The sequence below is a fragment of the Sphingomonas sp. genome (assembly GCF_035758555.1).
Classification (GTDB): Bacteria; Pseudomonadota; Alphaproteobacteria; order Sphingomonadales; family Sphingomonadaceae; genus Sphingomonas_B.
Genome location: NZ_DASTXI010000215.1, coordinates 1 through 13163, shown reverse-complemented (window position 1 = coordinate 13163; position 13163 = coordinate 1). Strand labels below are relative to the sequence as shown.

Sequence of the window (13163 nt, the reverse complement as noted above, 5' to 3'; positions counted from 1 at the left end):
TCCGCCGAGCGACCGCTCGATAGAAGCCTTCAGCGCGGCGATATAGGCGGGATCGTCGTAATAGGGGGGCAGCGTTCGGACCGCCGGCTGCCGGCGCCAGCCCGACAGCACAGCGAACGCCGCATCGTTGGCCGTCGCCGTCGTCGCAGCGCAATATTGCGGGTACATCGGGGCCAGCAGGATGCGATCGCACCCGGCCGCTTTCAGCGCCGCCAGCCGGTCGGCGATCGAGGGACAGCCGTAGCGCATCGCCCAGTCGACGGTCACGTCTTCGCCGAACGCCCCCGCGAGCTCCTCAGCTTTGGCGCGGGTGTAGTGGGCGAGCGGCGATCCGTGCTCGGTCCAGACCAGCCGATAGGCGTGCGCCGACTTCTTCGGCCGGGTGTTGAGCACGATGCCGCGCAGGATCGGCTGCCAGGCGATCGGCGGAATCTCGACCACGCGCCGGTCCGACAGGAACTCCGCCAGATAGCGACGCACCGCCGGCGCGGTCGGCGCTTCCGGCGTACCGAGATTGATCAGCAGCACGCCGATCCGGCCGCTCTCTCCGGTCATGCGAGCGCGATCGGCAGCTGGCGGAAGCGCCGCCCGGTTGCCGCGAACAGCGCGTTGGCGAGCGCAGGCGCGACGGGCGGCACCGCCAGCTCGCTCGCCCCGCCGGGATCGTCGTTGCCCGGCAGCAGTTCGACGGTGATGTCGGGCGTATCGGCGAGCACCGGCAGGTTCAGTTGGCCCAGCCGGTGCGCCCGCGTCAGCCCGGCGTCGAAGCCCGGCGCACAGCCGACCGCACCGGCCAGGCCGAAGATCAGCCCGCCCTCGATCTGTTGGCGGACGATATCGGGATGGATCGTCCGCCCGACGTCGGCGACCGCGACGATCCGGTCGCAACGGATGCGGGCGCCCTCGGCGTGCGCCTCGATCAGCACCGCGATGTGGCTGCCATGCGCCGAATGGACCGCGATTCCCTGGCCGGTGCCGGCCGCCCCGCCCTGCCATCCGCCCAGCGCCGCCGCCGTCGACAGGCAGCGCGCGAGCCGCGGCTGCCCGCCCAGCATCGCCATCCGGAAAGAGAACGGCTCCGCCCCGGCGATCCGCGCCAGCTCGTCAACGAAGCTTTCGGTGAAGAAGCAGGTATAGCTGTGCGCCGCCGACCGCCAGTAGCCCGAAGGAAGGCCAATGTCGGCCGGGTGGTGATCGACCGCCAGATGCGCGATCCCGTACGGCGTCTCTGCGCCAGCGACCGCGAACCCGTCTGCGCCAGCGTTCGCGACCGCACGGGCGACCGCGGCCGCGGGCAGCAGCCGGTTGGCGACGCCCTCCCCATAACTGGGCACGGCAACCTTGGTCAGCAGCGCCTCGATCCGGCCGCCGTTCAGCTTGCCCGACAGCTGGCCGAGCGCGGCCGGGCGGAAACGGTCGCGCAGGATATCCTCGAACCGGCTCCATGCGAGCTGCACCGGCCGCTTCAGCAGCCGGCTCAGGAAGCCGGCCTGCACCGCCGGCTCGCTGTCGATGCCGCGGCCGAAGCTGCCGCCGACCAGCATCGGATGGAGGATGACGTTGCCGGCGCCGATCCGCAGCGCCCCCGCCACCCGCTCCCGCGCCGCTTCGGGCGCCAATGTGGGCAGCCACAGCGACAGCGTGCCGTCTTCCCATGATGCGGTTGCGGTCACCGGCTCCAGCGAAGCATGGGCGGCGGGCATGACGGCATAGCGGGCGGTCTGCACGGTCGCGCCCTTGAACGCCTGCTCCAGATCGCCCCGCGCGACGATGCGGTCGCCATCGCCCTCCAGCGCCGCGTCGAGCTCGCGCGCGATCGTGTCGTCGCCGACCAGCTCGCCTTCGGTCCGGAAGCGCGGGCGCATCAGCTCCAGCGCGCGTTCGGCGGCCCAGCTGGTCTGGCCGATCGCGGCCACCCAGTCTGGCCGCTCGACTATCTGCAGCACACCCTGCACGCGCTCCGCCGCCGCCTTGTCGCCGCCCAGATAGCGGACCGCGCCGATCGGCCCCTGCCGGATCGCCGCGAACACCATGTTCGGCAGCCGCACATCGGCGCTGAAATTGGCCGATCCGTCCAGCTTGGCGGGTGCATCGAGCCGCGGCAGCGACTTGCCCGCAAGCCGCTCGCCAGGGGTCATCCTGAGCGGCGGGTCGTCCGGCGCGTCCAGCTCCGCCGCGTCCGCGGCCAGCTCGCCGAAGCGCAGCCGCTTGCTTTCATGCACAACGAAGCCGTTCGCCGTGTCGCACGCTTCCCATTCGACGTCCCAGCGCCGCGCCGCGACCATGCACAGCCGCGCCCGCGCCGCCGCCGCCGCCTGGCGCAGCGGCGCCTCGAACATCCGCACGGAGGTCGATCCCGCCGTCACCATGGTCGCGCTGCGGGTCGCGAAGGTGCCCGCAAAGCGTTCGAAGGTCGGCGCGATGTCCGCCGCCAATTCCTCCGCGAACAGCCGATTGGCATAAAGGGGATTGATGGGCGCAGGCTCGACTCCGACCGTCCGCCAGTCGGCGCCGAGCTCGTCCGCGACGATCTGCGGCAGCGTCGTGAACACGCCCTGCCCGGTCTCCGCCTGCGGCACCGCGACGATTACGCGGCCGTCCTCGGCGATCTTCAGATAGGCGGCCAGCACATGCTCGCCGCGCCCTTCGACCAGGTTCGGTTCGTAGCGTCGCGGCCACGCCGCCCAGGCGACCACCAGCCCCACGCCCAGCCCGCCCGTCACCAGCAGCCGCCGGCGCGTGATCTCTGGATGGGGAGCATCGCTGGCGCGCATCGGCTCCGTCTAATCAAGCTTCGGCGGGAACGCCAACCTCTGCCTGCCGATAATAGGCCGGGACGCCCCGCGCCGCCTCCTGCGCGATCGTCTCCAGCATCCAGTCGCGGAACAGGCGGATCTTGCGCGAATGGCGGTGATGCTCGGGATAAACGAGCCAGAAATCGCTGGGGTCATACGCCACCGCGTCGATGACCGGCACCAGCCGTTTGGTCGCCAGCTCTAGTCGCCACAGCACCGGATTCAGCACGGCGATGCCCGCGCCGGCGATCGCAGCCTGCCCCTCGGCGATCTGCGTATCCATCCGGATTCCCGAAGGCGCGCCGTCCGCGCCCGCGCCGCCCACCTGCTCCCGCCAGATCTGCCACCAGCCGTCGTCAGGGCTGATCCGCGGCAGCCGCATCACGTCGTCCGGGCTGCGCACCGGCGGCACGCTTTCCAGGAACTCGGGGCTTGCGAGCGCCATCAGCGGCATCCGCATCAGGAAATGCGAGCACAGCCCCGGCCATGCGCCTTTGCCGCCGCGGATCGCGACATCGACATCGTCGCGGGCAAAGTCGACCAGCGCGTTCGACGTGTGCAGCCGAACGGCAATCTCCGGCACTTTCAGCTGGAACGCGCCGATCCGCGACGCCAGCCAGTTCGGGCCGAACGTGGTCGAGCAGCTGACCGTCAGCACCCCCTCCCCGCTTGACCGTGCGAGGCCGAATGCGGTGTCGAGATCGTCGAACGCCTTGGCGACCAGCGGCCCGATCCGCTGCCCGGTCTCGCTCAAGGATACACGTCCGCGCTCGCGCCGGAACAGGCTGACGCCCAGCCGCTCTTCGAGCAGCTTGATCTGATAGCTGACGGCCGCCTGGGTCATCCCCAGCTCTGTGCCGGCGGTCGTGAAATTCTGGTGCCGCGCGGCGGCCTCGAACACGCGGACGGCGGAAAGGGGCGGCAGGCGGCGCATGCAATTTCTATAAGCCTGACTTATGCATTCGGTCCATCGCTTTGTTGGCGTTCCGGCGCCGGAACGAGCATCTCCACTCCTGTCCTGAACGCCACCCCAAGGGACAAAGGAGCACACCATGCGCGACGAATATGATGACCGCCTCCACCAGGCGCTTCGGCACGATTTCGCGAACAACCTCCGCGCCATCGCCAGCTCGATCGCCTATGCGTTCGACCGGCTGCACGAGCGCCTCTACGGCGCCCCCTGGTCGGAGCGCACGGGCCGCACGAACACCGGCCAATCGAACCGCTTCACAACGCTGTAGCCGCGTGATGCTGACGCCGATCTACCTGTTCGGATGCAGGGGCCCGGTCCAAGATAGCGGGCCGGGCCCTGACCATCGCGCGCTCGGGACCGCCGACGGCGAACGCCGGCGCTCGCGATACGACCGGGAAACCCGCAATCTGACTCTTACCCGCCGCTAAACCCTGTGACGGCACATGCGCCGTCATGCGGAAATCCAGACTCCTGTGCACGCTGGCGCTCGCCGCCGCGATGCCGTGCCTGACGGGCGGCATCGACCGCACGAGCGCGCTCGATGCGCGTCTTCTTGCCGCGCACAATCGCGAGCGCGCCGGCCTCGGCGTGCCTGTACTCGGCTGGGATGCCGGCCTCGCGCAGGACGCGAAGGCCTGGGCGGCGCAGCTGGCGCGCAGCGGACAGCTGGCCCATGCCTCGAACACGGACAGCGGCGAGAATCTGTGGGCAGGCACCAGCGGCCGCTATGCGCCGGAGGAGATGGTCGGGCTATGGCTGGCCGAGAAGGCCGATTTCCGCCCCGGCATTTTCCCGAACGTATCGAAAAGCCGCAATCTCGCTGCGGTCGGCCATTACACGCAGATGGTCTGGCGGACGACCGAACGCGTCGGCTGCGCGATCGCCGACAATGGGCGCGAGGAATTCCTCGTCTGCCGCTATGCGCGCGCAGGCAATGTGATCGGCGAGCGTCCCATCTGATTGCACCCCCTGCCCGCATGGGCTAAGGGTCCCCGCACTCGCCTCGGCTGCGCCCCGCGCTTCCGAGGCGCATTACTTTTCGCGTCAACGGACGCCAAGGGAGCCCAGCTTATGGCCCGCCGCCGCCAGATCTACGAAGGCAAGGCGAAGATCCTGTACGAAGGCCCCGAACCGGGCACGCTGATCCAGTATTTCAAAGACGATGCGACCGCCTTCAACGCGCAGAAAAAGGGCACGATCAGCGGCAAGGGCGTGCTGAACAACCGGATCTCGGAGCACATCTTCACGCTGCTCGGCTCGATCGGCGTGCCGACCCATTTCATCCGCCGGCTGAACATGCGCGAGCAGCTGATCCGCCAGGTGGAGATCATCCCGATCGAGGTGGTGGTGAGGAACGTCGCCGCCGGCACCCTCTCCAAGCGGCTCGGCATCGAGGAAGGCACTCAGCTCCCGCGCACGATCGTCGAATATTATTACAAGGACGACGCGCTCGGCGATCCGATCATCTCCGAAGAGCATATCGCCTGCTTCGGCTGGGCGAGCCAGGACGAGATGCACGACATCACGGACATGGCGATCCGCGTGAACGACTTCATGTGCGGCCTGTTCGCCGGCATCGGCATCCGCCTGATCGACTTCAAGCTGGAGTTCGGCCGCATCTGGGACAATGATTACGGCCGCGTGATCCTGGCGGACGAGATCAGCCCCGACGGCTGCCGGCTGTGGGACATGGAAACCAACGAAAAGCTCGACAAGGATCGCTTCCGCCGGGACCTGGGCGGCGAAGTCGAAGCCTATCAGGAAGTCGCCCGCCGCCTTGGCCTGCTGCCGGAAGACGGCGAGAACGCCGTGCTGGACCTGGAGAGCCACAGGAAGCGCCGGGGGCGGTAACATCCGCCACCACGGCTGCGGTCTAGCAAGACGTCGGCTATTGCGGCTCCGGCGGCGGCGGGGCGACGGCGAGCAGCTGGATGCGGAAATGGAGGGTCGCGCCCGGCGGGATGCCTTCGGTTCCTTTGGCGCCGTAGGCGAACTCGGGCGGGGCGACGATCTCCCATTCATCGCCGACATGCATCAGCGGCAGCACGGCCTGCCATGCACCGATCAGCCGGTTCAGCGGAAAGCTCGCGGGTTCGTTCTTGCCGAATGTCGACTCGACGAGCGTGCCGTCATCGAGCTTCAACTCGTAATTGACCGTGATGATGTCCTTGCGCGCCGGCGAGACCGCGCCCGCAGGCGCCGATTTCAGCACGTGATAGCGGACCGGCGGCAACGACACCCAACCGTCCTTTTGTGCCACGGCCGGTGCGAACGGCGTCGCGAGAGCCAAGGCGCCCCCTAACATCCAGAACATCGATTTACCGGTACGCATCGCATCTGTCCTCCCCGTCAATGCAGACCGGCTATCACGAACTCCCGCCACAGCCTACCACACGCGGCATTGCTTCGCGGCCGGGCGGACCATGGCCGCTCCTGCCGGACACGAGAAGGCGCGCCGGAACTCCGGCATGTTCGACAGCGGCGCGTTGACGCGGAAGGCGGGCGGGGCGTGGCCGTCGTGCTCGACCGACTGGCGGAGGCTGGCGTCCGTCTGCGACGTGCAGCGATACTGGGCATAGCGGTAGAAGAAGCGCTGCGCCGGGCTGGTGCCGGTTGCATCGCGCTTGTCGATGGCGTCGCCGAGCGTTCTCTTCAGCGCCCGATAGGCCAGACGGACACCGCCGTAATCGGCGACATTCTCGTCGAACTGGTCCTTGCCCGGCAGCGAGAGGCCGGGAAGCGGCTGATAGTCGTCGGCCTGCTGCACGACGCATTGGCCGCGCGCGTCGGCGGCCTTTTCGTCGGCCGGCGTCCATAGCTCCTCGTCCAGCCCGGTAGGGCCGAACATGTGCAGCTGCGCGACGTGCACGAACTCATGCGCGAACACCGATCCATAGGTCGCATAATTGAGCTCCGGCGGCGCGTTTCCGACGAAGCGCGGCGCCGACAGGAAGGCGGCCGTCATGATTAGCGAATTGGTGAAGGCGTCCGGAAACCCGTTGGGCACCACCAGCCGCGCGGCCGCCATCCCTTCGCCGACCCAGGGGTCCACTTTCATTTCCCAATCGCTGCGGGACCGCGGCTGTGCGGCGCGGGTCCATTCCCGCTTCTGCTCGAACCGCCGCGCCGCGATCACATTTTCAAGAAAGCGATCGCGACGAAGCGGGTAATGGCCGACCGCGGGCCAGATGTCGGGAAAACCGATCTTCAGGTCGGTGCGGCGGAGCTTGTCGGCGGTGGCCTTGCGGGCCTCCGGCGTCAGCCAGTCATTGGCCTCGATCGAGCCGACGATCTCCTCCTTGATCGTCTGCGACAGGCGCCGTGCCGCATCGCGCGCCGGCATCCCGAGAATTCGCTTGGCATATTGGCGCGAGAACTCGACTCCCATCGCCCTGACGGTCGCGTCGCGGCAATGCGCGTCGATGTCGTGCAGCTCGGTCCGCAGACTGGGCGAGAGGTCGCCGAACGCCTGATTATACGGCGCGGGAAGCTCGCCCCGCAGCGAAAACAGGAACGTCCAGCGCAAATAGGCGCGCAGCTCGGCCGGCGTGCGGCTGCGCAGCTCGCGGTCGAGATCGCGCAGGAATTCGGGGGACGTGACGTTGATGACCCGGCCCGAACCTGCGCCTGCCTGCGCAAGATAGGCTTTCCAGTCGAAAGCTGGCGCAAGACTCTGGAGTTGCCGGAGCGAGCGTGGGTTTTCCGCCTTGGCGGCGTCCCAGCGCTCGACCCGGTGTTTGCGCAGCGCGGAGGTGATCGACACCACGGCCGCGGCGTCCCTGGCGGCGCTATCTTTGTCCTGGCCTGCGAGCTCGAAGGCTTTCCGGACCGCTGCTTCGTCGGCCCAGAGCGCGCCGCTGTGGATTTCGCCGCGGTACCGAGTCGGATCGGTCCGATCCGGGCGTCCGCCATAGTCGACAAAGGCGTCGACCCCGATGCTCGCAAGGGCGCGGACGGCGCGCTGGATCCCGTCGCGGTCCTTCGCCATCTCGATCCGCGCAAGCCAACTCCGGACCAGCTGGCGGTCGTGCAGCGTGCCCGATCGGCAGGACGTATAGAAGGTCTGCAGGCGCCTGAGCTCGGGGTCGTTTGCCGCAGGATCGGCCAGCAGCCGTTCCAGGCTGCGCTGCAGGTCCGCATCGAATTGGGTTTGCGCCAGGCTGATGACCGGATTGGCCGCGCTGGCAGGGTGGCGCGCGATAAAGCCTCCGCACGCGTGCCGATAGAAATCGGTGCATGGATCGGTTCCGGGATCGAGCGCCGCGCGATCGATCCCGTCGCCGGCCGGCAGCAGCGACTCGCTCCCCGCCGCCGCCTCGCGCGCGAGGGCCCTGACCGAACTCCAGCACATTGCCGCAACGACCAGCGCTGCAACCGACGCCGTTGCGATCGAGACCGTCCTGCGCATCGCCTCTGCCCCCTCTATGCAGTTCGAGCGCGTATTGCATGACTAATACAGCTTGGCCAGCCATCATGTGTATGACGGGCTGTCCGGCAAAGCCCTGTCGCACGCCGCGCCACCCGGCACCGGCTTTAGGCGGCCTTAACCCCTGTTCTTTAGATCGTTGCGCGACCAATGTTGAAGGTGCCTTTGTGATGCGCAAGTTCCTGGGTTTCGTGCCGCTCCTTGCCCTGGCCGCGTGCGGAGGCGGCGGAACGGGGATCCACACCGCTGGCGGCGTTGCCGCGCCGGGCGGCATCGGTGGCGGCGACACCGGCTCGGGCGGGACCACCGGCACGGTCAATCCCGGCACCGGCGCGGGCGTGACCATGGGCAATGGCGGCAGCGGCTCGACCGACACCGCCACCAGCTTCCTGAACAGCAATACCGCCAAGACCTACAATGCGATCGGCGCGGCAAGCTCCTTCTCTCGTTCCAGCGGCGGCGGCACGCTCTACCAGGGCGATGCGAGCACCGCGACGACCCCGCTCGGCACCATCGCCTATGACCCGCGCGACGGCATCTTCACGATCCAGCTTTCCGACACCAAGGCCGGGATCAGCGTCGACGTGCGCACCCAGGATCCGGGGCACCGCATCGACTTCGATCCGGCGCGTGCGCCGCAGGAAGGCGTGCCGAACCTGAACGGCTTCAACTATCTGGAAATGATCGGCAGCGCCGTCACCGACGTCACGACCTTCTTCTACCAGCGGCCCGGCGCGGCGACGACCTACGTCACGCTGGCCGGCTATGTGCGCAACAGCGTGCCGGCCGATCCCACCGCCACCCAGACTTTCGAGCGCGGCGCAATGGTGTTCGGCGAGCAGACGTCGGTGCTTCAGGTGCCGACCAAAGGCTCTGCCAGCTACACCGGCGGCTTCATCGGCGCGATGATCAACAACCCCAGCTACGATACGGCCAACTCGCTCCCGTCGACCTATCAATGGGTCTATGGATCGAGCAAGATCGACGTCGATTTCGGCAAGCAGAGCTTCGCGCTGAGCCTCAACGGCACCGTCGACAACTCGGCAACCGCGGCGGTGACGATCCCCAACGGATCGAGCTTCACCGCCGCCGGCGGCGGCACCGTCAGCCTGGTCGGCGCGGGCGGGTTCACCGGCTCCTTCACCAGCGCCTGCTTTGTTGCCGCCTGCGGCTCGGCCGGCGCGGTGCCGATCGACTTCGCCTCGGTGTCGCCGGGGTCAAGCACGGCGGGCGCGAGCTCGATCGACGGCGCCTTTTATGGCCCCGATGCGGTCAATGTCGGCGGCAGCTTCCGCATTGTCGGCGGCGTGCCGGATCAGCGCGTCGACCTGAACGGCGCCTTCACCGGCGCGAAGACCAAATAGTCCCACGTGTTGGGTCTGGTCCTGCTTGCTGCCGGAGCGGCCGTCGCTCCGGCCCCGGCGGCTGCGCCCAGGCCGACGTGCGATGGCGGAACCTGCGAGCTGAAGCTGACCGGCAACCAGCTTCTCTCCGCCGCGGAGAAGCTGGTGCACGAGCGCCGCTTCGCCGAGGCGCAGCCGCTGATCGACGCGCTGGGCACGGTGCCCCGCTATCGCATCCAGTCGCTGTTCCTGACCGGCTATGTCGCGGTCGAAAGCAAGCGCTACGACGATGCCGAAAAGGCGTTCCGAGAGATACTGAACATCGACCCGAAGCAGACGCGGGTGCGGCTGGAGCTTGCCCGCGTGCTGATGCTGAAGGGCGAGCGCGAAGCGGCCGACCATCATTTCCGCCTCGCTTCGCAGGACAAGAGCCTGCCGCCCGAGATCGCGGCGACGATCCGCTCCGTGCGCGGCATCATCCGCGACCAGCGCGCCTGGCGCTTCAGCTTCGATTTCGGCGTCGCGCCCGACACCAACATCAACAACGCGACCTCGGCCGAACAGGTCGATCTGCTGGTCAGCCCGAATAACCGTCAGCCCTTCATGCTGAACGCCGACGCGAAAGCGAAGTCCGGCCTCGGCCTGGTCGCGAGCTTCTCGGGCGGCGCGCGGATCAGGCAAAGCGACACGGTGGCGCTGCTGGCGGATGCCGACGGCCAGTTCACGCATTACGGCAACACCGATTTCAACGACGATGTCGTCCAGCTCGCGGTCGGGCCCGAGTTCAAGCTGAGCGCGTCGCGCAGCGTCTCGGTCCAGGCGGTCGGGCTGCAGCACTGGTACGGCGGCAAGACCGCGCAGCAGCAGCTGGGCGCAAAGGCCGCCTTCCAGGCGCTGCTCGACAAGGGGCAGCGCGTGGGCGTGCAGGCCGATATCCGCTACACCGATTCAAGCTTCGGCGACAGCTATACCGGCTGGCAGTATAGCAGCTACGCAACCTACGAACGCGTCGTCACGCGTACGATGATCGCGTCGGCCAGCCTGTTCGCCCGCCGCGAATCGCTCCAGTCGGACGGGCTGTCGAACACCGAAGGCGGGTTCAATCTCGGCATCGGCGGCGAGCTGTCGCACGGCATCAACGCCGGTCTGTCGGGCGGCTTGTCCTACGCCGCCTATGACGCGCCGATCCTGTTCTTTTCGGACGACGCCCGCCACGATTTCCGCGCCAGCGTCCGCGCCTATCTTGGTCTGCGTTCGATCCGCGTGCTCGGCTTTTCGCCGTCGATCACCTACACCTTCACGCACAACGGATCGAACTACACGCTCTACAATTCCGACCGGCACCGCATCCGCTTCGCGCTCGCGCACTACTTCTGAAGGGTTGCGGCAGGCGCGTCCTCGCACCATAGAGCCGGCGACTCCCGGCCAGCGAGGATTGCATGAAAGCCCGCGTGTTCGTCACACTCAAGAACGGCGTCCTCGATCCGCAGGGCGAGGCCATTCGCCATGCGCTGGAGGGCCTCGGCTTCGGCGGGGTCAACGACGTGCGCGCCGGCAAGCTGATCGAGCTCGACCTGGCGGACGGCACTTCCGATGCCGATATCGAGGCGATGTGCTCGAAGCTGCTCGCCAACACCGTGATCGAGAATTTCCGGATCGAGCGGCTATGAAGAGCGCCGTCATCGTCTTCCCCGGCTCCAACTGCGACCGCGACCTTGCCGTCGCGATCGAGCAGGTCACCGGCCGCGCACCGGCGATGGTCTGGCACCGCGAGACCGAGCTGCCTGACGGCACCGGCCTGATCGCGCTGCCCGGCGGCTTTTCCTATGGCGACTATCTGCGCACCGGCGCGATCTCGGCGCGCAGCCCGGTCATGGACGCGGTGGCGAAGGCGGCGGATCGCGGCGTGCCGGTGCTGGGCGTCTGCAACGGCTTCCAGGTGCTGACCGAAGCGGGCCTGCTGCCGGGCGCGCTGATGCGCAACGCCGGGCTGAACTTCATCTGCCGCGACGTCGCGCTGACGGTCGAGAACGCCCAGTCCGCCTTCACCAGCCGCTATGATGCCGGCGAGACGATCACGATCCCGGTCGCTCACCACGACGGCAACTACTTCGCCGACGATGAAACGCTGAACCGCCTCGAAGGCGAAGGCCGCGTCGCCTTCCGCTATGCCGAGGCCTGCAACGGCTCCGCCCGCAACATCGCCGGCATCCTGAACGCCCAAGGCAATGTGCTCGGCATGATGCCGCACCCCGAACGCAAGGTCGAGGCCGCGCACGGCGGCACCGACGGCCGGCGCCTGTTCGAAGGGCTGCTGGAGACGGTCGGGGCCTAACCCCGTTTCAGCACCCGCGTCCCGCGCGCCAGCAGCACCAGCACGGTCGGCCAGAAGATCGTGTTCAGCACATCCTTCAGATTGCCGCGGAGGTGCAGGGCCGTGTGATAGGTCAGGCTGTCGCGCAGATCCCAGGCTTCGCCGATCAGCGCCGCGACAAGCACGACAAGCCATGGCCGCCAGCTCTTCAGCGGCCAGCGGAACAGCGCCGCGCTGCCGAGGAACAGCGCGAGCGCCACGTAAACGTGCAGCGCATCCTTCGCCAGATGCAGATGATTGACTGCGAAGAGCTTGGTTTCCTGCAGCGGGCTCATACGCGGGCCGTGAAAGGCGTGAAATTGGTGTGCTCGTCGAACACGTCGACGCCCTCACGGCGCTTCAGGAAGCCCACCACCGCATAGGTGACGGGCGTCAGCAGCACTTCCCAACTGACCTTCAGCACCCATTGCGTGACGAGCACCGTCAGCACCAGGCCGGGCGTCCAGCCTTCCGCGCCCCAGAAGGCGAGCGGGTAGAAGATCAGGCTGTCGACGCCCTCCCCTGCGATCGTCGAGCCGATCGTGCGCATCCACAGATGGCGCCCGCCGGTCCGGATCTTCATCTTGGCAAGCACGAAGGAGTTGACGAACTCGCCCGCCCAGAAGGCCACGATCGACGAGAAGACGATCCGCGGCACCTGGCCGAAGATCGTCTCGTATGCCGCCTGGTTCGTCCACTCGGGCGCCGGCGGCAGCGCCACCACCACCCACGACATGAACGCCATGAACAGCAGCGCCGCGAACCCGGCCCAGATCACCCGGCGGGCCCGCGCATAGCCATAGACTTCGGTCAAGACGTCGCCGAGCACGTACGAGACCGGGAAGAACAGGATGCCCGCCCCGAACGGCCAATAGATGTCGAGGCCCGGCAGCCAGACCTCCGCGACCTTGCCCGCCCCCAGCACGTTCGACAGCAGGATGATCGCGACGAAGGCCGCCATCATGAAGTCGAAATAGCGGAAATGCGTGCCCGCCAGCGTTCGCGCATCGACGGCGCGGACCGCACCCTGCTCCCCTTCGCTCATGGCCGCGCACAGTATCGCCGTTTCGCCGCCGCACAATCCTCGCTATGTCGCCCCCACGCGCCCGTAGCTCAGATGGATAGAGCACGAGCCTTCTAAGCTTGGGGTCGCTGGTTCGAATCCAGCCGGGCGCGCCAGCTCCTCCTCCTCCCGTTTATCGACCTTTCGAACGACGAGGGGGCGCAAGCCCGGTGCGCTCGCGCTTTGATGGCGGAGCCGCGGACGCCGCGC

14 protein-coding genes and 1 tRNA gene are annotated in these 13163 nt (G+C 67.8%); 8 read left to right on the top strand and 7 right to left on the bottom strand.

Annotation, left to right across the window (positions count from 1 at the left end; genetic code table 11):
* The 3 genes from hemH to VFT73_RS12790 form a co-directional block, all read right to left on the bottom strand.
* A partial coding sequence (hemH, locus tag VFT73_RS12800; RefSeq protein ID WP_326411722.1) for a ferrochelatase occupies window positions 1-555 on the bottom strand: 555 nt, incomplete at its 3' end.
* Entirely contained in the window at window positions 552-2774 is a 2223-nt protein-coding gene (locus VFT73_RS12795; protein ID WP_326411720.1) for a xanthine dehydrogenase family protein molybdopterin-binding subunit, read from the bottom strand. The genes hemH and VFT73_RS12795, both read right to left, overlap by 4 nt.
* 13 nt (window positions 2775-2787) lie before the next feature.
* The gene (locus VFT73_RS12790) at window positions 2788-3729 is read right to left on the bottom strand and encodes a LysR substrate-binding domain-containing protein (RefSeq protein WP_326411718.1); all 942 of its coding nucleotides are present in this window, start codon (window positions 3727-3729) and stop codon (window positions 2788-2790) included.
* A 118-nt stretch (window positions 3730-3847) separates the two neighbouring features.
* Here VFT73_RS12790 and VFT73_RS12785 point away from each other — a divergent pair, with 118 nt between their 5' ends.
* From VFT73_RS12785 to purC, 3 genes are all read left to right on the top strand, one after another.
* Window positions 3848-4036, top strand: coding sequence for a hypothetical protein (locus tag VFT73_RS12785; protein WP_326411716.1), 189 nt, complete (start codon window positions 3848-3850; stop codon window positions 4034-4036).
* A 185-nt stretch (window positions 4037-4221) separates the two neighbouring features.
* Window positions 4222-4728: a CAP domain-containing protein gene (locus VFT73_RS12780; protein WP_326411714.1), complete on the top strand. Its 507-nt coding sequence runs from the start codon at window positions 4222-4224 to the stop codon at window positions 4726-4728.
* A gap of 111 nt (window positions 4729-4839) precedes the next feature.
* Window positions 4840-5619 carry a phosphoribosylaminoimidazolesuccinocarboxamide synthase gene (gene purC, locus VFT73_RS12775; protein ID WP_326411712.1) on the top strand — a complete coding sequence of 260 codons (780 nt, stop codon included), beginning with the start codon at window positions 4840-4842 and terminating at the stop codon, window positions 5617-5619.
* Window positions 5620-5656: 37 nt separating this feature from the next.
* Here purC and VFT73_RS12770 read toward each other — a convergent pair whose 3' ends face one another.
* Both VFT73_RS12770 and VFT73_RS12765 read right to left on the bottom strand, forming a co-directional pair.
* Window positions 5657-6100: an FKBP-type peptidyl-prolyl cis-trans isomerase gene (locus VFT73_RS12770; RefSeq protein ID WP_326411710.1), complete on the bottom strand. Its 444-nt coding sequence runs from the start codon at window positions 6098-6100 to the stop codon at window positions 5657-5659.
* Between the two features lie 54 nt (window positions 6101-6154).
* The gene (locus tag VFT73_RS12765) at window positions 6155-8176 is read right to left on the bottom strand and encodes a M13 family metallopeptidase (protein ID WP_326411708.1); all 2022 of its coding nucleotides are present in this window, start codon (window positions 8174-8176) and stop codon (window positions 6155-6157) included.
* A gap of 188 nt (window positions 8177-8364) precedes the next feature.
* Between VFT73_RS12765 and VFT73_RS12760 the strand changes: the two genes are divergently transcribed.
* The 4 genes from VFT73_RS12760 to purQ all read left to right on the top strand — a co-directional run bounded on the left by VFT73_RS12760 (window position 8365) and on the right by purQ (window position 11872).
* Window positions 8365-9558: a transferrin-binding protein-like solute binding protein gene (locus tag VFT73_RS12760; RefSeq protein ID WP_326411706.1), complete on the top strand. Its 1194-nt coding sequence runs from the start codon at window positions 8365-8367 to the stop codon at window positions 9556-9558.
* A gap of 6 nt (window positions 9559-9564) precedes the next feature.
* Window positions 9565-10914, top strand: a complete 1350-nt coding sequence (locus VFT73_RS12755; protein ID WP_326411704.1) for a surface lipoprotein assembly modifier — start codon at window positions 9565-9567, stop codon at window positions 10912-10914.
* 62 nt (window positions 10915-10976) lie between these two features.
* Window positions 10977-11207: a phosphoribosylformylglycinamidine synthase subunit PurS gene (purS, locus tag VFT73_RS12750; RefSeq protein WP_326411702.1), complete on the top strand. Its 231-nt coding sequence runs from the start codon at window positions 10977-10979 to the stop codon at window positions 11205-11207.
* Window positions 11204-11872, top strand: a complete 669-nt coding sequence (gene purQ / locus VFT73_RS12745; RefSeq protein WP_326411700.1) for a phosphoribosylformylglycinamidine synthase subunit PurQ — start codon at window positions 11204-11206, stop codon at window positions 11870-11872. The genes purS and purQ overlap by 4 nt, the downstream gene beginning before the upstream one ends.
* On the opposite strand, the gene VFT73_RS12740 is transcribed toward purQ, so the two are convergent.
* Together VFT73_RS12740 and VFT73_RS12735 are read right to left on the bottom strand one after the other, a co-directional pair.
* A complete protein-coding gene (locus VFT73_RS12740; protein WP_326411698.1) occupies window positions 11869-12186 on the bottom strand; it encodes a hypothetical protein in 318 nt (105 codons plus the stop codon). The two genes, purQ and VFT73_RS12740, sit on opposite strands and share 4 nt — an antisense overlap.
* Window positions 12183-12935: a queuosine precursor transporter gene (locus VFT73_RS12735; protein ID WP_326411696.1), complete on the bottom strand. Its 753-nt coding sequence runs from the start codon at window positions 12933-12935 to the stop codon at window positions 12183-12185. Before VFT73_RS12735 ends, VFT73_RS12740 begins: the two co-directional genes overlap by 4 nt.
* 57 nt (window positions 12936-12992) lie before the next feature.
* On the opposite strand from VFT73_RS12735, the gene VFT73_RS12730 reads away from it, so the two are divergent.
* Window positions 12993-13069, top strand: a tRNA-Arg gene (locus tag VFT73_RS12730).
* Window positions 13070-13163: the final 94 nt, after the last annotated feature.

Bases quoted from the DNA above. Each gene is read 5' to 3' on its own strand.
- VFT73_RS12760 (WP_326411706.1), top strand. From the start codon at position 8,365: ATGCGCAAGTTCCTGGGTTTCGTGCCGCTCCTTGCCCTGGCCGCGTGC.
- purS (WP_326411702.1), top strand. From the start codon at position 10,977: ATGAAAGCCCGCGTGTTCGTCACACTCAAGAACGGCGTCCTCGATCCG.
- VFT73_RS12740 (WP_326411698.1), bottom strand. From the start codon at position 12,186: ATGAGCCCGCTGCAGGAAACCAAGCTCTTCGCAGTCAATCATCTGCAT.
- purC (WP_326411712.1), top strand. From the start codon at position 4,840: ATGGCCCGCCGCCGCCAGATCTACGAAGGCAAGGCGAAGATCCTGTAC.
- VFT73_RS12795 (WP_326411720.1), bottom strand. From the start codon at position 2,774: ATGCGCGCCAGCGATGCTCCCCATCCAGAGATCACGCGCCGGCGGCTG.
- VFT73_RS12780 (WP_326411714.1), top strand. From the start codon at position 4,222: ATGCGGAAATCCAGACTCCTGTGCACGCTGGCGCTCGCCGCCGCGATG.
- VFT73_RS12790 (WP_326411718.1), bottom strand. From the start codon at position 3,729: ATGCGCCGCCTGCCGCCCCTTTCCGCCGTCCGCGTGTTCGAGGCCGCC.
- VFT73_RS12765 (WP_326411708.1), bottom strand. From the start codon at position 8,176: ATGCGCAGGACGGTCTCGATCGCAACGGCGTCGGTTGCAGCGCTGGTC.
- VFT73_RS12735 (WP_326411696.1), bottom strand. From the start codon at position 12,935: ATGAGCGAAGGGGAGCAGGGTGCGGTCCGCGCCGTCGATGCGCGAACG.
- VFT73_RS12785 (WP_326411716.1), top strand. From the start codon at position 3,848: ATGCGCGACGAATATGATGACCGCCTCCACCAGGCGCTTCGGCACGAT.
- VFT73_RS12770 (WP_326411710.1), bottom strand. From the start codon at position 6,100: ATGCGTACCGGTAAATCGATGTTCTGGATGTTAGGGGGCGCCTTGGCT.
- purQ (WP_326411700.1), top strand. From the start codon at position 11,204: ATGAAGAGCGCCGTCATCGTCTTCCCCGGCTCCAACTGCGACCGCGAC.